This is a genomic window from Flavobacterium sp. N2550 (genome assembly GCF_025947265.1).
Taxonomy (GTDB): Bacteria; Bacteroidota; Bacteroidia; order Flavobacteriales; family Flavobacteriaceae; genus Flavobacterium; species Flavobacterium endophyticum.
On record NZ_CP110007.1, the window covers coordinates 1684916 to 1704160 of the forward strand.

Here is a 19245-nt window from a genome sequence, read left to right on the forward strand (position 1 = left end):
ATCTATTTTCCTCCATGCATAGAACAACCAAACGAACTGCATTAGTAGTACTCTTATTTGCATTTTCTGTTTCCTATTCCCAAGACAAGATTATCGATTCGATAAAGACTCTAGTAAACAATCCCAAGCTTCACGATACGACTAAACTAAGGGCAGTATCGGATGCCATGGATTACTATAGTGAACACGATAAGAATTATTATGTCTTGAATGCTATGCTGGGAAAGATTGCGGTAAAGAATTATAAAAAAAGCAATCCTCCCGAACTGAAGAAAAAATACACCATGTGGCTCTCCGGCTACTATTCTACTGTAGGAACAGAGTACTCTTTTACAAAAGAACGCGAAAAAGGATTAGCGTATCACGACAAGAGCATTGCCCTTCTTAAATCGGTAAAAGCCTATGATGAGATGTACAGCGAAATGATCGTAAAAGCATCACTTTATGTGCGGATGAACCAAGACGATAAGGCAATACCGCTGATATTTTCGGCAATCAAATATTTTGAAAAAGATAAAGAATATTATGTAGATGATATGGCCTATGCGTATTCTGCTTTGGGACAGATTTATATCGGCCAGAAGCAGCATCAAAAAGCGATAGCCTATAATGAAAAAGCCATTCTGTATTATGAAGATTCGTATGCACAAGAGCCAAATGACCACACCAGCTATCTTAAATGCTTGGCTTATGGTAATATAGCCTATTCCTATTCATCGCTCCATCAGTTCGAAGAAGCAATAGACTATTGCAATAAGGCATTGCAAATATCCAGAAAAATAAAAAACCATACTATTACGGGCCTTCTTTTATCTCGATTGGGAAATGCCAAAATGCATCTCAATAAGCTTGACGAAGCAGAAAAAATATTTAACGAGATTTTGTCTATAAAAGAGCTGGCAGAGGCAACAAACGATGCCGCTTTAGCCAGTGCTCATTTCGGACTTGCTAGTTTATATATCAAAAAAGGAAATCTGACCCAAGCGGGTCTTGCTGCAGAGAAAGGTTTTGCGCTAAGCAAGAAAACAGGAAGCAAAGACCTTCAAGAGCAAGGTGCCCATCTTATTTATGATATCAGCAAAGCGACTAAAAATTTTGAAAGAGCGCTTGAAATGTACCAATTTCATGAGAAGATAGTCGATTCCAGTCAGATTCAAGCCTCTAAAAATGAGCTGGAACAACAGCTTCTTAAATACGATTTCGAGAAAAAAGAACTGAACTACAAGTTGGCTTCGCAAAAGAAAACCGCAGCCAAAAACAATTGGCTCATCGGGCTTTCCGGAGCACTTCTGGCATTGCTATTAGGAGGTTATTTTTATTACAGAAATACCAAACAAAAGCAGGCGATTGCCGGATTGGAGAAAAACCAGATCAAGCAAAAGCTGCTCATCACGCAGATGAATCCGCACTTTATTTTTAATTCGATTAGTAACATCCAAGCATTGATCCGTGATAAAAAAGACGAAGATGCTATAAACTACCTGAATAAATTTTCAGTATTGACCAGACAGATTCTGGAGAATTCAAACGAAAATTATATTTCGTTAGCCGAAGAAGTGGGAATGATGGAAAATTATTTGCTCATCCAGCAGCTCTTATACAGCAACAAGTTTGGCTTTACGATTGCAATCGAAGAAGGAATCGATACCGAATCGCTGTTTTTACCGCCAATGCTGACACAGCCGTTTATTGAAAATGCCATAAAACATGGCTTGGCAGACAAAGACCAAAATGGTACCATTGCCATCCGTTTTTACCTAATAGATGCCAAACTGTTTTTTGAAATCTTGGATAACGGGAAAGGATTTGACAGCTCAAAAACAATAAGCAATCACAAATCGCTAGCCATGACCATTACCAAAGAAAGATTGATTAATTACACCAAAAACCAAAATTTTGTCGTGCAGACCGATACTATAAAAGACCAAGACGAGAAGGTTGTAGGGGCCAAGGTTGTTTTTGAAATACCTTACATTTACGAGGAGTAAGATTATCCGCAAAACAAAAGCCCGACATGAAAGTGTCGGGTTTTTTTATAGAAGTTTTTTGATTTTTATTATAGCTAGTGCTTAGGGACATCCGTCATTTTGGCTACTACAAATGGAATTATGGCAACATGGGTGCGATGGCTTCTGCTGAACTTTGTCCTATAACTTTTAAACAACAAAAAATGCAAAAGACAATTTTTATTACAGGAGCATCATCAGGATTAGGCAAAGGAGTGGCCAAATTATTTCAAAGCAAAGGCTGGAACGTTATTGCTACCATGCGAAATCCTGACAAGGAAACAGAACTGAATTTGCTAGAGAATGTTACGCTCTTGCCCTTGGATGTTACGAATGTAGCCAACATCCAAGAAACCGTTAAGATAGCGACGCAACAACATGCTATTGATGTAGTGTTTAACAATGCGGGCTATGGGCTTATCGGAGCACTGGAAGCTTTGTCTGATGAGCAGCTGGTACGTCAGATTGATACGAATTTGTTAGGAGTTATCCGAGTGACTCAGGTTTTTGTTCCGTATTTCAGAGAAAAAAAGGAAGGCTTGTTTATTACTACGACTTCTATCGGCGGATTGCTGACATTTCCTTTGGATTCTATCTATCATGCGACAAAATGGGCACTAGAAGGTTGGAGCGAAGGCATGTCATATGAGCTAGGACTTCATAACATCGGAATCAAAACAATTGCTCCTGGAGGCATCAAGACTAATTTTGCAGGAAATGCCTTGGATGTGGCCCGACACCCTGCATATGAGGCGGGTCTGGAGAAACTGTTCGGATTGATGAATCCGTCTAATTTTGAACCCGTAGAATGGATTGCTGATGTAGTGTATGAAGCGGCTACCGACGGCAAGAACCAGCTGCGTTATGTTGCCGGAGAATTTGCCAACGAATTGTATGCAAGAAGGCTAGAAATCGGTGCCGAATTAGCGGTGAAAGAAATGAACGCGATGGTATTCGGGGATTTAGTAAATTAGCTATATGAAAAAAGAGCCTAACAGTCCGGTAAAAATAAATTCAATTTCGGAGCTGCACCAAATGCTCGGATTGCCGAAACCACTGCATCCGCTGGTCAGCCTGGTTGATAATACCAAGATGGTATTGGACAGGTCGTATCTTAAAAGTTCTTTTTTGTTTAACTTCTATAAGATTTCCTATAAGAAAACGCTGAAAGGAGTTATCGGCTACGGACAAGGATATTATGATTTTGATGAAGGCGGTATGGTCTTTACGGCTCCAAACCAGTTGATCTCAATCATCGGCGATGATACGGAGTATAAGGGATATTCGTTATTGATGCATCCTGATTTTATCAGGAATTATCCTTTAGGAAAGAACATCAAATCCTACGGTTTTTTCTCGTATGAAGCCAATGAAGCCTTGCATTTATCAGACAAGGAAAGGACGATTATCCTTGGAGTACTGGATAGCATAGAGCAGGAACTGAACGGAACGATAGATGATTTTAGCCAAGACCTGATGATTTCGTATATCGAAGTACTACTGAATTATGGCAATCGCTTTTATAAAAGGCAGTTTATTACGCGCAAAGCGGTAAATCACGACTTGCTGGCCCAGATGGAAGAAGTGCTAGAGTCCTATTTTGAACAAGAGGAGCCTTTGAAAAACGGACTGATAACGGTAGACTATCTGGCGCAGCACCTAAATGTATCGCCAAGATATCTGAGCGATATGCTGCGTTCGTTGACGGGACAGAATGCGCAGCAGCACATCCATGAAAAGCTGATCGAAAAGGCGAAGGAATACCTTTCTACTTCCCAGCTGTCGGTAGCAGAAGTAGCATACCAACTGGGTTTCGAGCATCCGCAGTCGTTCAGCAAAGTCTTTAAAAAGAAGACGAATGTAACGCCTTTAGAATTCAGGGCTTCTTTTAACTAATACACAACTACAGGAATGGATATCACATCGTTTGTTTCAGATTGGATCAATAAAGGCAATGCTTACGATACCGAAGGCTATCTGGAAAGTTATTGGGAAGATGCCGTACTAGACGACCCGTCTGTCGGGAGAACGTTTAAGGGTCATGCCGGAATTCGGGAGTATTTTACGAGCTATTTTATAGGATACCAGACACAGACCCGACTCGTCAAGTTGGACATTCAGGATAACAAAGCGTATCTGGAAGTGGAATTTACCGGAACGTTTCCCGAAGGAAAAATAGGAGGACTGTTTGACCTGACCTTTCGCGAGGGAAAAATAGCAACAGCAAAAGCAGATTTACTTTAATATATTTAAAAAATGGAAGAGAACAATCTTGACACTATCATAGCGCGCTCTTTGGCGTTACGAAAAAAATATCATGAGCTGGAAGTAAAGCATCATGGGAGCGAATGGACCGTAGAAGAAGATGCTTTGGCATTCTTGACCGATGCGGGTCTAGTGGGCCGCAATACGATGTCACAGCAAGGCCGCTGGCCAAAAGGAGATACGGCTACCGAACTGGAACACAAATTGGGCGAAAGTATCTGGTGGCTTATTGTTTTGGCGGATAGGATGGATGTCGATATCAAAAAATCGCTGGATACTTTTTTAACCGAGACGGAAGGACTTTTAAAATAAGAGATTATTCTGCTAGCTATAAAATAAAAATCCTGATAGTACTATCAGGATTTTTTTTAGGCTTATAATTCTCTACAATTAGTTAGTTTACACTGACGATTTTTGAGAGCTGTTTCGTACCTAGATTTACTTTTAGTATGTAATTTGCTTTTGATAGCTGTTGCACGTTGACTTGCGGAGTGCTTTCTTTTAAGATCAGCCTTCCAAATAAATCATAGAGTTCCCAAGAGACTAATTTTTCCTTGCCGGTATCTATGTTAAAATAGGAATGTGCTGGATTCGGGTATATTTTTATATCGGTAACGAACATTTTATCCTCGACTGCCTTTTGGTTTCTCATCGCGATTTCACCTAGTGGCGCTTTAAAGGCTGGCAAGACGCTATTGCTTGTATAAGCATAAAAATAACCATTGTCTATAAGAGTATTGGGTTTGATCAGCAGGTCGCCAGTTCCTTCAATCTTGATACCGTTCCAATTTTCATTGTCTGCAGAGCTGATGTTTCCCGATTCTATGATATAATGGCTGTCGTTCTTGACAATGACGCGGCTTTCGGCAGGCATGATCATGTTGCAGGTGCTCTTGAGTGTCGCGCCATTTTCTACCTGTACGTTGGAATAGATTCTGAAATTCAAGTCCCAAGTTTCATCGGAGTTGACCTTAAATACATCGTGGGTATAGGAGTCTTCCGTAAAATATTGCCTTACGCTAGAGATAGAAGCGTATCGGTACATCTTTCCGATCTCATCCTTACTGATGTAATTGTGGTTGGTATTCCACTGGGCATTCATCACGTGATCGTTGCAACCTTGATGGTATAACATGAGGCTGTGTCCGAGTTCATGCACAAAGCTAGAATAACCTACTCCCACATACCAGCCTCTTACATCGCTCCAAGGATAACCTTGCTGGGTGACGCAGTGTTTCATAGACAAGTACTTGGTATACATATCCGGCCAAAACTGCCTTGATTTTTGGCTCAGGTTGTACTCGCTAGGAAATTCTGAAGCGGCCCAGCCTGTTTCTGCAATGCCCGATGCACAGTTGCCTTGTGCCAGCTGTTCGTAAAGCTCACCGTTATTGGCGAATACGACATTGATGCCTTCGCGGATAGTCGGGTCGTTGTCGTAATAGGAGTAATAATAATTATAGCCCGGTATCAGGATACTATTATTGCTGTAAGGACCTTCAGAAGGAACGTAGCCTGTCACCAGAAAATTCCATGCCGGATCGACCTTCCAGACTCTGTTGACAATTACCCTTATCCTCGAATCATAGACATGGTTTGCCGGATTGGGATCGTAATTGTAGCAGGTCACGTCTTGCGGAATTTCGATATGGCCCAGCCTATAATTCATATTGGCAATAATATCATCCCAGACCAGCTGGTGCTCAAGGTTGTTTTCTTCAAAGTTGCCGGTTCCATCTGGTTTGGTCAAGAAGATAAAGTTCAGCTTGATGTAGATGATGTCCTGGGTAGGCTTTGGGACATAAAGGCTGTTCTGGCTGTAGTATTGGGAAGTGTTTCCGCAATAAGAAAAAGGCGTGTTTTTCTTCTCCAACAAATTGTTGCTGTCAAGATGTTCGTGATCTGCTTTATCGGATATGCATTGCATCCTCAGCAGATTTTCTGGCGGGTTTTGCGCCCAAGCCGCACAAGAGCAGAAGAATAAAAAAAGTTTTATTTTTTTCATACTGCTATTGTTTAGAAGCGTTGTTTTCTAAGTTTTTGATCTTGGCATTGCTTTCTTCCAAGTCTTTGTCTAGCTTGATGACATAAAGCGTAAGCTCTTCTATCTTTTTTAATAGCAGAGCGTTGAATTCTTTCAGTTCCAGTCCATTGTCTACGACTTCTTTGGCAGTAGGGACTTCCGGCAGGTGTTTGTTTTCGTTTACGAAAGCTTCGAGTTTTTTAAGGTCCATCAATTCGTAGTCTTTTTCGAATACATAATCGGCCCAGCCATGCTGGTCTGCAAATTCTACTTTTATTTTTTCAGTCTTGATTCCTTCTTTGACAAAAAGACGGTAGCCGGTACATTCGGCGCAGTCTACATTAATAGTACCAAGACCTAATTTGCCGTTGGCTTTTAGCGTAAAGAACTGCTCATATTGCGTAGGGCTTGTCATGCCAGAAACATCTAGCACGCCAGGGTTTTCTGGCTGATATTGGGTGTATCGCAAAAAGAGAAGCGACATTCCGTTGCCGATGTTTGTAGCATTGTTTCCGATGTAAAATGCATCGCTGTTGACGTCGGCAACAACTTGAGTTCTGCCGCCTACTTTAAAAGAAATAGTAGGATCGGGTGCTGTGGCTACACCAATGCTTCCGTTGGCGGCTACGCGAAATCTTTCTTTGTTGGCGGTTTTGACTACCAGATCGGTAGCATCGCTAGTTCCTACATATTCTGAAGTAGGGTTTGTGCCAGAGTTTCCGGTCAGTTTCCAAGATTGGGCAAGAGCAACATTAGCTGCGATCAAAGCGCCCACGATAAATAGTTTTTTTTTCATTTGGTATGATTTAGGGTTGTTGTTCCTACTCTGTTAAGGCTTTTCGGATACCGCCTAGAATTGATTTATTTTTCCTAAATTTCCGTTAAAAAAAAATACAGTGCAATGAGTCAAAAAAAACTGACTACCGAAAAGTTGCTGAATACCATAGAGATATGTCCGGCGCAAGGGCTTCTGCGAATGCTTTCGGGCAAATGGAAACCTGAAATATTTTATCTGGCGATTGAGTCGGATTTGCGATTTAATAGTTTGCTGCGTATGATAGAGGGTTCTAATAAGCAGTCGCTGGCAGTGGCTCTAAAAGAGCTGGTAGAAGCAGAGCTGCTCGAAAAGGTGGTCGTCAAGCAGAAGCCGTTGCATATTGAGTATTTTTTGACGGAAAGAGGAAAATCGCTGATTCCGGTGTTTCGGCAATTGGAACGTATTGCTGTGGAGCGGTAGGTATGGGTTTGTAGTTTTTTTTGTAGTGGCATCTTATGCCTTGTTTTTCAACACCTTAAAAATGCCAAGTTAGATTAAAGAATAAAAAATTATAGCGATGCAGATATTAAAAATAAGACCGTTTTATTATACCTAATGTTATTTACAAATTGGAAAAACAATCTTATAAAAATCTAAATTTCTTTTCTTTGAAAAATTAGTTTTTTTATGGTTTGGAGATAAATTCTTTTCATTGTAGAAATCTAGTCTCACAAAACAAAGCAAGAAACTATTTACTGAGGCATTTAATTTTCTAATGATTATATTCTCAGAATATTCTTCATTAGAGATAAAAGGACAATCATTATAAATAGGTTTCATTTCTAATTCTTTAAGACTTAAAAACCGATAGAATTCATCACTGTAAACATAAGCTCTGCCTTCGTCTATCATTTTTTGAATATCTAAGTTTTTTTTATTTCTAATATAGTTTTCATTTATTAAAAACATGCCATCGGTATTTTTAAATGAAATTATGACAGGGCTATCAAGTACTATGGTATCTCTCGTAATAAAAAAGTTTTTATTCTCTTGGGCATTCACATTATTAAAAAGTAGTAAGCCTAGTAATAGTATATATTTATTTAATTGCTCCATCTTAATATCTGTTGGCATTTGTGGTCATTGTAAATCTACATTATATGCTTTCTTTATTATAAATAGCGTGGATTTACTATCCGTGCTCTTAAAAGAAGATTACTGTAATTTAGTTTTGTTGACATGATTAATAGTATAAAAACAAATCTACAGTTTTTATGGTTGTACTTTTGTTTTTTTCTACCCTTGTGGCACACATTGCAAATCTGCGTTATTGGGGGCTGTCAACTCTGTTAGAAAGGTTGTTTCAAGTTGAAAGAAGCCGTCAACTCTGTTAGACAGGCTGTTTCGAGTTGAAAGAAGCCGTCAACTCTGTTAGACGAGCTGTTTCGAGTTGAAAGAAGCTATCAACTCTGTTAGACGGGCTGTTTCAAGTTGAAAGAAGCTGTCTAACCAGTTAGACAGGTTAAAGCAAAGCTGCTTTAAGCTGTTGAACGTGGTGGATAAGTTGTGTAAGTTGCAAATCTTGCTATCGAATATATTGGCTTACTTAAAAAGTATCCCAGTATCCCCTTCAATTATTTTTTTTCTGTGTTCTCTGCCCCAGTCAATCATCGTCAAGATAATGGTGCCAAAAGTCCTGCAATATTCCGTCGGCTCATATTCGATAAGGACAGGCGTATCGTTATAAACTGTCCTTTTGACCAGCTTGTTCATTTCCATGTCTTTTAATTCTTTAGACAGCATGCGGGTAGTAATGCCGGGAATACTGCGCTCAATTTCGCGGAAACGCTTATTGCCATTGCAGATGGAGTTGATAATAGGCAGGCGCCATTTTCCGCCTATGACATAGAGCGTATCTTGCAATGCTCGAAGTTCTTCTTGCTGGTTTCTTTCCATTCTTTATTGGTATACTCTGTGATACTGATTACAAATGTATATCAATATGAAATACCTTTGGCAAAAAATACAAACAAAATGAATTTAAAAAACAAAGTAGCCATAGTAACAGGCGGGAACAGTGGAATTGGACTTGCCGCAGCAAAAGAACTTATAGCACAAGGCGCTACCGTAATTATTACAGGCAGAAGAAAAGAGGCGATTAACAAAGCGGCGAGCGAAATCGGAGCCATTCCATTTGTAGCAGACCAGTCTAACCTGCACGATATTGACCTGCTTGGAGAGACGGTTGAAAAACAATTTGGCAAAGCAGATATTCTGTTTATCAATGCAGGAATTACGGGTACGCCAGATCTAATAGAGGAAGCAAACGAAGCAAATTTTGACAGTGTGATGAATATCAATTTCCGTGGAGCGTATTTTACGTTGAGCAGGTTTATTCCTTTGCTGAATGATGGCGCGTCGGTTGTTTTCCTGTCTTCCAACACGGCAACCCTGCACAGTCCGAAAAGCTCTATTTATCAAGCCAGCAAGGCGGCTATAAATTCTATAGCCAAAACAGCGGCAGCAGAACTGGCACCGAGAAAAATCAGGGTCAATACCATAAGTCCGGGCCCTACAAGGACCGATGTGCTGAACAAATCGTATGGCGAAGAAACAGCAGCTTCTATCTGGGACCATCTTGCCGACGTAGTGCCGCTTAAAAAAGTAGGAGTGCCTGAGGATGTTGCCAAAATGGTAGCGTATTTATGTGGCGAAGGAGCTTCGTATATTACGGGTGCCGATTTTGTAATGGATGGCGGAATGACCTTGAATTGATAAGGGATTTTAAAAAAGATACTATCTGGTTTTTTAGTTACTGGCGCGAGCAAAAGCTTGCGCCTTTTTTTATTCTATTTATTATCGCTTTCCACCGTAGCTATTTACAGGAAAAGGCGGATGACGGTATTATAGAATCATGCGTTGCAGATTTTGGCTTCTAAATTTCTATATTTGTTCCATCTCAACGGAACCGCATGAAATTTTCACTTGTTATCTGTACGTATAAAAGGGCGATGCCCTTGCTGACTCTTTTGGATTCAGTACAAAGGCAGACCCGCTATCCGAATGAGATCTTGATCGTAGATGGAAGCCCAGATGGTTATACCGAGCAAGCACTAGCAAAGAAAACCTATGAGTCGCTTTTTTATCATAAAGTAGCTCCTGAGGACAGAGGCTTGACCCGCCAGCGCAATTATGGAATCGACAGGGTTGCCAGCGACACGGAGATAATCTGTTTCCTAGATGATGATACTGTGTTGGAACCCGATTATTTTGAAGCAATCCTTAACGTATATAAAGAGTATCCCGAAGCACTTGGTGTTGGAGGCTATATTGTTAACGAGACAGCTTGGCTGCCTGTTGGTGAAAATTATCAGCCTAAAACAAATGAATTTGTTTATGACGGATGGAAACGCAAGGATGGATCCCGTTTTGCGGCGAGAAAAAAACTAGGATTAGACAGCAATGTGCCGCCCGGTTTTGCGCCAGAGTACTCGCATGGACGGAGTATCGGCTTTTTGCCTCCTTCGGGCAAGGTATATGAAACACAGCAGTTGATGGGTGGTGTTTCTTCTTTTCGCAAAGATGTCTTTGGCCGACTGCGGTTTTCGACCTATTTTGAAGGATATGGATTGTATGAGGATGCCGATTTTACACTAAGGCTCTCAAATACCGGCAAATTGTATGTCAATACCAACGCTAAGCTGGCGCATTATCACGATGCTTCAGGAAGACCCAATGCCTATCGGTATGGCAAGATGGTCGTAAGGAACGGTTGGTATGTATGGCGGGCAAAATATCCGAAACCTTCTGTTGAGGCCCGGATGAAATGGCATAGCATTACGCTGCTGCTCACCCTGATTCGATTGAGCAATGTCTTTACTTCCAAAGACAAGAAACAAGCCTTTATGGAATCTCTGGGAAGAACTATGGGTTGGTGGAGCTTAATTTTTTATAAACCAAAAGCATGAGCCTCCTTTTAAAAAAAATACGAAAGAAAGTCAAAGAGTTTAAGGGATCTTATTCTGAGGTTCGATATTATGGGGCGGAAGCACCTGTGCTTTATATTGACTTAAAGCCAAATACAAAGGTCAGGAGCTATCTGAATTTGATTTTTTTACTGAAGCAATCGTACTCGCAGCCTATCGTGATCCGATTTTCGCTATTCCACCTTTTTATCCTTTCAAAATGGTTTGGCAAGATAGACAATCTCTATTTCTCAAAACCTTTTAAAAAGACCAAGGTTTTTAGAAAGTTCTCGCATAAAAAGAGTGCTGATTTTAGGATGGATTATGAGTACCAGCGTGTTTATGAAGCGACAGACTATATTCCTAATGTGATTCCGTATATCATGCATCCGCAGAATTACATCAGCAGGCTAGAGACTATCGACAGCAAGCATGTTGGTATCATCATCAGCGGTAATTTTGAGCGAAAAATTTATGATAATCCTACATTGATGGAGAAGTTCGGTGTACTGAACCGTTCTGTGATCTACGATAAACTAATTTCACTACCAGAATGCCGCATGATTACAGGCGACGAGCTGGTAAATAAGTATAAAACAAATGAATATCTAGACAAGCTGGTACTGATGAAATGGCAGTCTGGAGCTATTCCTTCGGCAAAATGGCGCTACTATCTGTCTACGGCAAAATTTATCTTTTGCGCTCCAGGCATGACGATGCCGTTGTGCCATAATGTTATCGAAGCCTTGTCGGTAGGAGTAGTTCCGATCTTGAATTATAAAGATTGGCTTAATCCTAGCCTCACTGATGGGGTTAATTGCTTTACGTATGACGACCTTGATTCTGTAGAAAGCGTCGTCAGAAAAGCACTTGCGCTAGACAGCCAAGCCTATGAGGCTTTGAGAAAGTCGTGTATGGAGTATTATACGGCCTATTATTCTAAATTTGATTTCGAAAAGTTCCGAAACGGCCGACTGACTCTAGTAAACGAAGATAAAAGGAACCTGCCCAAATCTAAATCCGTCTAACCATGAAATTCGCGATAATCACGCACGTGCCACACTTGAAAGAAGACCATCGGCTGTATGCCTATGCTCCCTATGTGCGTGAAATGAATCTATGGAACCGTTATGCTGATGAAGTGCTTTTGGTAGCTCCGCTGACGCATATAAAACCAAATCCGATTCATTTGGCGTACGATCATACAGCCATTACGTTTTTAGAAGTACCTAATTTTACAGCTATCGGATTAAAAGCAAAAGCGCTGGCGTTTGTAAAGATGCCTAAAATTTTATGGACCATATACAGCGCTATGAAGGAAGCCGACCATATCCATCTGCGCTGTCCGGGCAATATGGGACTGTTGGGTTGTTTGGTGCAAATCTTTTTTCCGAAGACTTCCAAGACTGCAAAATATGCAGGAAACTGGGATCCGAAATCAAAGCAGCCGCTGAGCTACAGACTGCAAAAATGGATTTTGAGCAATACGTTTTTAACTAAAAACATGCAAGTATTGGTATATGGCGAATGGCCGCAACAGAGTAAAAATATCAAGCCTTTCTTTACGGCAACCTATCAGGATAACGACAAAAAGCCTGTCGTTGCAAGAAACTTGGACGGCAAAATAAAACTTTTATTCGCAGGGACATTGGCCAAAGGCAAAAGGCCTTTGTATGCCGTGCAACTGGCAGAAAAGCTATTTCGCAACGGACAGGACGTGCAATTGGATTTTTTTGGAGATGGTGCAGAAAGAGCCTCCTTGCAGCAATATATTGTAGATAACCGATTGGAAGACATCATCTTCTTGCGTGGTAACCAGACAAGAGAACAGCTCCAAGAAGCTTATGAAAAGAGCAATTTTTTGATATTGCCTTCGCAAAGCGAAGGATGGCCGAAAGTTGTTGCGGAAGCCATGTTTTGGGGCTGCGTGCCGGTTTCTAGTGCCGTGTCTTGCGTGCCGAATATGCTTGATGAAGAAGCAAGAGGAGTGCTGTTAGAGATGGACATTGAAAGAGACAGCCAAAAGATAATCAACTTGATACAACAGCCGGAAGTATATCAGAGGAAAGCAGAAAAAGCCGTATTTTGGTCAAGAAAGTATACGTTGGACTATTTTGAAAATGAAATCAAGCAGCTGCTAAAAAGACCATGAAGATTCTTCAACTCATAGATTCGCTTGAAGCGGGCGGTGCAGAGCGCATGGCTGTAAATTATGCCAACAGCTTGGGTTCAAGAATTGAATTTTCGGCATTGGCGGCTACGCGAAAGGAAGGGCCTTTAAAAGAACGGCTGAATGAAAACGTTTCGTATTTGTTTTTAGAGCGCAAGCGTACCTTCGACCTCAAAGCAGTTTCCAAGCTAAAGAAATTTATAAAAGAACAGCAGATACAAATCATTCATGCGCACGGAACTTCTTTTTTCTTGGCAGTATTGCTAAAATTGACCTATCCGAAGATCAAGATTGTTTGGCACGATCATCATGGAGGAAGGGCAGCGCAAAGCATCTATAAAAATAAAATGCTTAAAAGCTGTTCTCGATTCTTCGATGCAGTGGTTGTCGTCAATATGGAATTAAAAAGCTGGGCCATGGCGAATCTGATGGTCAAAAATATTCTGTATCTGCCGAATTTTGCCGTCAAAGAGGGAAACGAAGAAAAACGTACGATCCTGAAAGGTGAGGACGGAAAGAGAATCGTCTGCCTTTCAAATCTTAGGAACCCGAAAAACCATATAGCACTTTTGGAAGCCTTTTTCAAACTAGGGTTGAAAAACAAAGGATGGAGCCTGCATTTTATCGGGAAAGAGTATAACGATGATTATTCTTTGCAGCTGAAGCAATTCATTAAAAACAATGATGTAGAAGAAGCCGTTTTTATTTACGGTAGCGCTCCTGATGTCTACAATATTTTAGAGCAAGGGTCTATAGGCGTACTGGCATCATTGTATGAAGGATTTCCGGTAACTTTGCTAGAATATGGACTTTCTGATTTGGCAGTGGTATCTACAAATGTGGGCTATTGCTCAGAAATAATACAAGACGAAAAGACCGGACTTGTTTTTGACCCTACGGATAGAAAAAAACTAGAGATCCAATTGGACAGGTTGGTTCGCGATAAAGAATTCAGGACAGAGATGGCTGCTGCTTTGAGCGAATCAATACAATTAAAATATTCTGAGGAAATAGTAATGAATGCTTTAATATTGCAATATCAAAGAATTGTAGATGCAGAGTAGCGGAAAACAGATAACGTATATCGGGCTGATCGGATTGCATATTGCGATTGGTTTTGCCGTATACCTATTTCCGTTTTTGTCTAAAGTTTATGGCCTGCTTGCCGTATTGACGGGTTTTTTGATTGTTTTAAAAACATCCAATAAGCATAACGAAGTACTGTATATTTCCGGATACATGGTTGGAATAGAGGTATTGCTCCGAATGACGGGCGGTAATTTCCTGAACGAGTTTTCGAAGTATTCCATTACCTTTTTCATGACTTTGGGAATCCTTTATAGCAGTTTTTCTAGAAGTTCTATTCCTTATTGGATCTATCTCTTAATTCTGATTCCCGGAGTCGTAGTTTCTACAACAACTCTGGATATAGGAACAGATGTCCGAAAAGCCATAGCCTTTAATATCACAGGGCCTGTGTGTTTGGGGGTCAGTGCAATTTATGCCTACAGGCGAAGAATTTCTTTGGAAGAATTGTCTAATGTATTGCTTGCCGTCGTCTTGCCTATTCTCTCTACTGTCTGCTATTTGTTTTTTTATACGCCCGATGTAAAAGATGTGGTTACAGGAACTTCTTCCAATTTTGAAACTTCGGGAGGCTTTGGGCCCAATCAGGTTTCGACTATTCTAGGGCTAGGATTTTTTATCTTTTTTGCCAGAATGCTCCTAAATTCATCGAACAAAAGATACTTGTTTATCAATCTGTTTTTTGCATTGGTAATTACCTTTAGAGCGATTGTTACTTTCTCACGCGGAGGCGTGATTACCGGAATAGCAATGATTGTAGTGCTTTTGGGGACACTCTATTTGCTGGCGAATGTACAGACCAAATTAAAACTGAATATTGTGATTATCCTGACAGTCTTGGCAGGAATGGGAGTCTGGGCGTACAGCTCCTTACAAACCAGCGGTCTGATTGATAAACGATATGCCAACCAAGATGCGGCCGGAAGAGAAAAAACAGACCGGCTCGGAGGAAGAGAGCAGATCGCATCGACCGAACTCCAGATGTTTTTAGATAATCCTATTTTAGGAATCGGAGTCGGAAAAAACAAAGAATATCGCGAAGAAACGACCGGAATAAAGGCAGCCTCGCATAACGAGCTGACCCGCATGCTGGCAGAACATGGTTCTTTGGGTATTTTCGCAATCCTGATTCTTTTCTTTACGCCGCTTGTGCTGTATGTCGACAACAGGCAGCATTTCTATCTCCTGTCCCTTTTTATCTTTTGGCTACTGACCATCAACCATGCGGCCATGCGGCTCGCAGCCCCCGCTTTTATCTATTCGCTAACCCTATTAAAAGTATATTCTGTTGAAAAACCTGCTGTACATAGGGAATAAGCTGTCAGGTCATGGTTTTTCGGTAACCTCTATCGAAACGCTGGGGCCGCTTTTGGAAAGCGAAGGCTATGATCTGGTATATGCTTCTTCAAAAAAGAACAAGATGGCAAGGCTGCTCGATATGCTGTCGGCAACAATCCGATTGCGAAACATGGCCGACTTTGTGCTTATCGATACCTATAGTACCTCAAACTTTTGGTATGCCTTCTTGGTCAGCCAGCTGGCGAGGATTTTGGGTGTAAAGTATATAACGATGCTTCGAGGAGGCGACCTGCCAAAAAGACTAGCAAATCACCCAAGATTGTGCGCTATGATTTTTAATCATGCGTATAAAAACGTAGCGCCTTCTGGTTATCTTCTGGACCACTTTCAGAAGCAAGGTTTTAGGAACATGGCTTACATTCCAAATACAATAGAAATTGATAACTATCCTTTTAAGAAAAGAGCGATCGAGCAGCCAAAGCTTTTATGGGTCAGGGCTTTTGCGTCAATTTACAATCCGTTTATGGCTGTTGAGGTGTTTAAGGTTATAAAAGAACAGTTTCCGGAAGCAACATTGTGCATGGTCGGTCCGGACAAAGATGGTTCTCTGGAGAAAACAAAAAAGCTGGCTTCGGCATACGGACTCGATATTAAATTTACAGGAAAGCTATCAAAAGCCGACTGGATACGCCTTTCGGAAGGCTATGATCTTTTTTTGAATACGACCCATTTTGATAACACGCCTATCAGCGTTATCGAAGCCATGGCTTTAGGACTTCCTGTTGTCAGCACGAATGTCGGAGGCATTCCCTTTCTGCTCGAAAACAACAAGACGGCACTCTTGATCAATGATGGAAATATAGAGGCCATGGCTGAGGCAATCAAAGCCATCGTAAAAGACAAAAATACCGCAGACTCTCTAGCCCAGAATGCTCGCCTGAAAGCGGAAAGTTTTGATTGGCAGGAAGTAAAGTTATTTTGGAAAGAAATTTTGCATGAGCAATAGATTTATATTTCTAAAATAATGTTAAATTGCATGCTTTCCCAAACCTATAATAATGCCTCCTTTAAAGAAAATACACTTTGAGATTTCTGAAAGAAAGCTCCTGCTACGGTTATTTGATGTTTTGACAGTTGTTGGAGCGCTTTATGTTGTTGGATTACTCTTCAAGTTTGACTATTTTAGTATTTCTAAGGCTAATTTTTATTGGACAATTGTTTTAGGATTATACCTGAATATCTTGGGGACAGTTTTTGAAATGTACAATCTCCAAACGGCAAGTAACCAATACCAGGTTATCAAGAGCATACTGCTCACGTCTTCTACAACGGTTTTGTTCTTTCTGCTGACGCCTATATTCACGCCTGTACTTCCTTCAAACAGGCTCCAGATTATCTATTTTTTCTTGGCGATTACCTTGGCGCTATTTGGATGGAGGATTTTTTATCAGTCCTTTCTGGCTTCCCACAGATTTCTAAAAAGAGTAGTCATGGTCTGCGACAAGAACCAGCTGGAAGAACTCGTGATGTCATTGGTAAAAGTAGATCCGCATTACAAAATACTCGGATTTGTCAATACCGATTCTAAAGGCGAAATCGTATCTGACTTGCCAGACATTGAAAATATAGAAATTCCAAAACTGAATGACTTTATAAAGAAGAATGCTATCTCTGAAATCGTCATAGCTTCGCAAAAGACAGATGGGATAACGGTTGATTTGTATAATGACCTTTTGATGCTTCTTGAAAAAGGGTTTGTCATCAGAGAATATACGCAAGTATACGAGATGATAACACAAAGGATTCCCGTGCAATATGTTGATAGGGATTTTTACCGTTATTTTCCATTCAGTCGCAGCAACCATAACAAGCTGTATCTGCTGCTGGTCAGGCTGCTGGAGATTATAGTATCGTTGTTTGGAATTGCAATCGGACTGTATCTGCTGCCTTTTATTTATGTGGCCAATTTTATAGGAAACAAAGGTTCGCTGATTTATATTCAGGAACGAGTCGGCAAAAACGGAAAGGTGTTCAAGATTTATAAATTTAGGACGATGGTAAAGAATGCAGAAACAGATAAGGCTGTTTTTGCAACCCAAAATGATAGAAGGATTACAGCTTTCGGGAAGTTTTTAAGAAAGTCAAGAATCGACGAATTTCCTCAATTTATAAACGTCTTGAAAGGCGACATGGCTGTCATCGGACCGAGACCCGAAAGACCTTTTTTTGTGGAGCAGATTGCTAGCCAGATGCCATTCTATCAGACAAGACACGTTATAAAACCTGGATTAACGGGCTGGGCTCAGGTCAATTATTCGTATGGAGATTCGATTAAGGATAGCCTGATCAAGCTGCAATATGACTTGTACTATATCAAGCATCGAAGCGTCTTTCTGGATATCAATATCACGATCAAGACGATCAGTACGATTCTCTTCTATCGCGGGCAATAGCTAGCCGTTTACCGGTTTTATCTTTCTGTTTTTTCTTGCAAATCGAGCCAAGCCAATGGTTGAGGTAATCAATAGTGCCATGAATAATAGCAATTGTGCCTTATTGATAATAATGACGAGGTAGATGGCGATGCAAGCCAAGTTAAATAAAGATAGGTTGGAGATCCACTTACGATTTTTCTTTTTGTAGAAATACAGCAATACGAGCAACGTAGGGTTAAATAGCAAGACGTTGTAGTTCCAGCGCACTTCTTCATGCAGGGAATAAAAACCGACTAGCGATAGGAAAACGCCCAGCAATCCTAAAATCGCAAAATAAAAAGCATACACCTTGTTGTTTTTCAGTACGACAACCAAAAGAATCAAGGCAGAAAAGAAATAAATGTTGTTCCAGAAAGAAAAAGCCTTTTCGGGCTTGGCTTCAAAAATCGTCTTCGTTTCAGAAACTAACGGCTTGCCTTCATAAGTAGTAGTCTTTAAGACATTCATCAATTCCAGAGGCAAAAAAAGAGCCTCCGCTTTTTTGTCGGTTTTCGGTCCAAAAATAATATTGATGCCTAATTTCTGAAAAAAACTGTTTTCTAAATAAGGATTAAGTATTTCTCTGTAGGTTATCGTGACAGGCTTTTTCGTGGTAATGACTTTGCTTCCCAATACATCATTGACCTTGTCGATAACCATAGTAGTACAATTCTTGTCGATAAACTTGTAGGTATAGAAACGCTCATCAGAATACAAAGTCTTGTTCAGCTCATCCAACAATTTCTGCTTTTGGATAGTCGTCAGGTTAAGTACCTGCTCATAAATAGAGCGATTTTCCTGTCTGTAATTGTACTCAAAGCCCGGATAAGCATCTGTCGCTACAAAATATTGAAGGTCGCCTTTTACGAATTTTGCCAGAAAATAAGGCGTATCAAAATCAAAGTAGCCAAAATTATAAATGTTGTCCAATCCGCGCTGTGCATCAAAAATGCGTATGGCAGTATGTCCGTATAGAGTATGCGATTCGTTCGCCGTGCCGATAGTCAGTATGCTTACTTTAGAAGAATCCGATAAGATAGCGCTTTGAGAAAAACCTTTGAATAGGGGACAGGCTAAGGATAAGAAGAGGATAACAAGTCTAATTCTTGACATAGGATAAAAATTAAAACACAAATATCCGCAAAACAAACCAATAATTTAGGCTGTCAGGCAAGCTTTTATAAATTCTTAAAGACAAAG

At 40.5% G+C, this 19245-nt stretch carries 19 protein-coding genes; 14 read left to right on the top strand and 5 right to left on the bottom strand.

Translation table 11 applies throughout. The features are described from left to right. Positions 1-14: 14 nt before the first annotated feature. From OLM56_RS07330 to OLM56_RS07350, 5 genes are all read left to right on the top strand, one after another. Positions 15-1988 (top strand): tetratricopeptide repeat protein, encoded by a 1974-nt coding sequence (locus OLM56_RS07330; protein WP_264528831.1) that lies wholly within the window; start codon positions 15-17, stop codon positions 1986-1988. A gap of 182 nt (positions 1989-2170) precedes the next feature. After that, on the top strand, positions 2171-2980 hold the full coding sequence (locus OLM56_RS07335) for an SDR family oxidoreductase (protein ID WP_264528832.1): 810 nt from the start codon (positions 2171-2173) through the stop codon (positions 2978-2980). A gap of 4 nt (positions 2981-2984) precedes the next feature. Beyond that, positions 2985-3902, top strand: coding sequence for a helix-turn-helix domain-containing protein (locus tag OLM56_RS07340; protein WP_264528833.1), 918 nt, complete (start codon positions 2985-2987; stop codon positions 3900-3902). Positions 3903-3917: 15 nt separating this feature from the next. Then, positions 3918-4250: a nuclear transport factor 2 family protein gene (locus tag OLM56_RS07345; RefSeq protein WP_264528834.1), complete on the top strand. Its 333-nt coding sequence runs from the start codon at positions 3918-3920 to the stop codon at positions 4248-4250. Between the two features lie 12 nt (positions 4251-4262). Continuing rightward, complete coding sequence (locus OLM56_RS07350) at positions 4263-4583, top strand: MazG-like protein (protein ID WP_264528835.1); 321 nt, start codon at positions 4263-4265, stop codon at positions 4581-4583. Positions 4584-4665: 82 nt separating this feature from the next. On the opposite strand, the gene OLM56_RS07355 is transcribed toward OLM56_RS07350, so the two are convergent. Continuing rightward, a complete protein-coding gene (locus OLM56_RS07355) occupies positions 4666-6276 on the bottom strand; it encodes a T9SS type A sorting domain-containing protein (RefSeq protein ID WP_264528836.1) in 1611 nt (536 codons plus the stop codon). Positions 6277-6280: 4 nt separating this feature from the next. Continuing rightward, positions 6281-7090 carry a hypothetical protein gene (locus tag OLM56_RS07360; RefSeq protein WP_264528837.1) on the bottom strand — a complete coding sequence of 270 codons (810 nt, stop codon included), beginning with the start codon at positions 7088-7090 and terminating at the stop codon, positions 6281-6283. A gap of 105 nt (positions 7091-7195) precedes the next feature. Here OLM56_RS07360 and OLM56_RS07365 point away from each other — a divergent pair, with 105 nt between their 5' ends. After that, positions 7196-7531, top strand: coding sequence for a winged helix-turn-helix transcriptional regulator (locus tag OLM56_RS07365; RefSeq protein ID WP_264528838.1), 336 nt, complete (start codon positions 7196-7198; stop codon positions 7529-7531). A 138-nt stretch (positions 7532-7669) separates the two neighbouring features. Here OLM56_RS07365 and OLM56_RS07370 read toward each other — a convergent pair whose 3' ends face one another. Both OLM56_RS07370 and OLM56_RS07375 read right to left on the bottom strand, forming a co-directional pair. Further along, positions 7670-8185 carry a hypothetical protein gene (locus tag OLM56_RS07370; RefSeq protein WP_264528839.1) on the bottom strand — a complete coding sequence of 172 codons (516 nt, stop codon included), beginning with the start codon at positions 8183-8185 and terminating at the stop codon, positions 7670-7672. A 468-nt stretch (positions 8186-8653) separates the two neighbouring features. Beyond that, positions 8654-9007 (bottom strand): winged helix-turn-helix transcriptional regulator, encoded by a 354-nt coding sequence (locus OLM56_RS07375; protein ID WP_264528840.1) that lies wholly within the window; start codon positions 9005-9007, stop codon positions 8654-8656. 78 nt (positions 9008-9085) lie between these two features. On the opposite strand from OLM56_RS07375, the gene OLM56_RS07380 reads away from it, so the two are divergent. From OLM56_RS07380 to OLM56_RS07415, 8 genes are all read left to right on the top strand, one after another. Beyond that, a complete protein-coding gene (locus tag OLM56_RS07380) occupies positions 9086-9826 on the top strand; it encodes an SDR family NAD(P)-dependent oxidoreductase (protein ID WP_264528841.1) in 741 nt (246 codons plus the stop codon). Positions 9827-10023: 197 nt separating this feature from the next. Continuing rightward, positions 10024-11019, top strand: coding sequence for a glycosyltransferase family 2 protein (locus OLM56_RS07385; RefSeq protein WP_264528842.1), 996 nt, complete (start codon positions 10024-10026; stop codon positions 11017-11019). Continuing rightward, complete coding sequence (locus tag OLM56_RS07390; protein ID WP_264528843.1) at positions 11016-12044, top strand: ATPase; 1029 nt, start codon at positions 11016-11018, stop codon at positions 12042-12044. The genes OLM56_RS07385 and OLM56_RS07390 overlap by 4 nt, the downstream gene beginning before the upstream one ends. Before the next feature lie 2 nt (positions 12045-12046). Beyond that, positions 12047-13168 carry a glycosyltransferase family 4 protein gene (locus tag OLM56_RS07395; protein WP_264528844.1) on the top strand — a complete coding sequence of 374 codons (1122 nt, stop codon included), beginning with the start codon at positions 12047-12049 and terminating at the stop codon, positions 13166-13168. Next, positions 13165-14250, top strand: coding sequence for a glycosyltransferase (locus OLM56_RS07400; RefSeq protein ID WP_264528845.1), 1086 nt, complete (start codon positions 13165-13167; stop codon positions 14248-14250). The genes OLM56_RS07395 and OLM56_RS07400 overlap by 4 nt, the downstream gene beginning before the upstream one ends. Continuing rightward, positions 14240-15589 carry an O-antigen ligase family protein gene (locus OLM56_RS07405; RefSeq protein ID WP_264528846.1) on the top strand — a complete coding sequence of 450 codons (1350 nt, stop codon included), beginning with the start codon at positions 14240-14242 and terminating at the stop codon, positions 15587-15589. The genes OLM56_RS07400 and OLM56_RS07405 overlap by 11 nt, the downstream gene beginning before the upstream one ends. Then, positions 15561-16577, top strand: a complete 1017-nt coding sequence (locus OLM56_RS07410; protein ID WP_264528847.1) for a glycosyltransferase family 4 protein — start codon at positions 15561-15563, stop codon at positions 16575-16577. Before OLM56_RS07405 ends, OLM56_RS07410 begins: the two co-directional genes overlap by 29 nt. A 52-nt stretch (positions 16578-16629) precedes the next feature. Continuing rightward, entirely contained in the window at positions 16630-18024 is a 1395-nt protein-coding gene (locus OLM56_RS07415; RefSeq protein ID WP_182494091.1) for a sugar transferase, read from the top strand. Here OLM56_RS07415 and OLM56_RS07420 read toward each other — a convergent pair whose 3' ends face one another. Beyond that, complete coding sequence (locus OLM56_RS07420) at positions 18025-19158, bottom strand: DUF4105 domain-containing protein (RefSeq protein WP_264528848.1); 1134 nt, start codon at positions 19156-19158, stop codon at positions 18025-18027. Positions 19159-19245: the final 87 nt, after the last annotated feature.

Excerpts from the sequence above, each read along its gene's own strand:
- OLM56_RS07395 (WP_264528844.1), top strand. The coding sequence starts at position 12,047 with ATGAAATTCGCGATAATCACGCACGTGCCACACTTGAAAGAAGACCAT.
- OLM56_RS07370 (WP_264528839.1), bottom strand. The coding sequence starts at position 8,185 with ATGCCAACAGATATTAAGATGGAGCAATTAAATAAATATATACTATTA.
- OLM56_RS07350 (WP_264528835.1), top strand. The coding sequence starts at position 4,263 with ATGGAAGAGAACAATCTTGACACTATCATAGCGCGCTCTTTGGCGTTA.
- OLM56_RS07335 (WP_264528832.1), top strand. The coding sequence starts at position 2,171 with ATGCAAAAGACAATTTTTATTACAGGAGCATCATCAGGATTAGGCAAA.
- OLM56_RS07405 (WP_264528846.1), top strand. The coding sequence starts at position 14,240 with ATGCAGAGTAGCGGAAAACAGATAACGTATATCGGGCTGATCGGATTG.
- OLM56_RS07330 (WP_264528831.1), top strand. The coding sequence starts at position 15 with ATGCATAGAACAACCAAACGAACTGCATTAGTAGTACTCTTATTTGCA.
- OLM56_RS07420 (WP_264528848.1), bottom strand. The coding sequence starts at position 19,158 with ATGTCAAGAATTAGACTTGTTATCCTCTTCTTATCCTTAGCCTGTCCC.
- OLM56_RS07375 (WP_264528840.1), bottom strand. The coding sequence starts at position 9,007 with ATGGAAAGAAACCAGCAAGAAGAACTTCGAGCATTGCAAGATACGCTC.
- OLM56_RS07360 (WP_264528837.1), bottom strand. The coding sequence starts at position 7,090 with ATGAAAAAAAAACTATTTATCGTGGGCGCTTTGATCGCAGCTAATGTT.
- OLM56_RS07340 (WP_264528833.1), top strand. The coding sequence starts at position 2,985 with ATGAAAAAAGAGCCTAACAGTCCGGTAAAAATAAATTCAATTTCGGAG.
- OLM56_RS07385 (WP_264528842.1), top strand. The coding sequence starts at position 10,024 with ATGAAATTTTCACTTGTTATCTGTACGTATAAAAGGGCGATGCCCTTG.
- OLM56_RS07400 (WP_264528845.1), top strand. The coding sequence starts at position 13,165 with ATGAAGATTCTTCAACTCATAGATTCGCTTGAAGCGGGCGGTGCAGAG.
- OLM56_RS07380 (WP_264528841.1), top strand. The coding sequence starts at position 9,086 with ATGAATTTAAAAAACAAAGTAGCCATAGTAACAGGCGGGAACAGTGGA.
- OLM56_RS07390 (WP_264528843.1), top strand. The coding sequence starts at position 11,016 with ATGAGCCTCCTTTTAAAAAAAATACGAAAGAAAGTCAAAGAGTTTAAG.
- OLM56_RS07415 (WP_182494091.1), top strand. The coding sequence starts at position 16,630 with ATGCCTCCTTTAAAGAAAATACACTTTGAGATTTCTGAAAGAAAGCTC.
- OLM56_RS07365 (WP_264528838.1), top strand. The coding sequence starts at position 7,196 with ATGAGTCAAAAAAAACTGACTACCGAAAAGTTGCTGAATACCATAGAG.
- OLM56_RS07355 (WP_264528836.1), bottom strand. The coding sequence starts at position 6,276 with ATGAAAAAAATAAAACTTTTTTTATTCTTCTGCTCTTGTGCGGCTTGG.
- OLM56_RS07345 (WP_264528834.1), top strand. The coding sequence starts at position 3,918 with ATGGATATCACATCGTTTGTTTCAGATTGGATCAATAAAGGCAATGCT.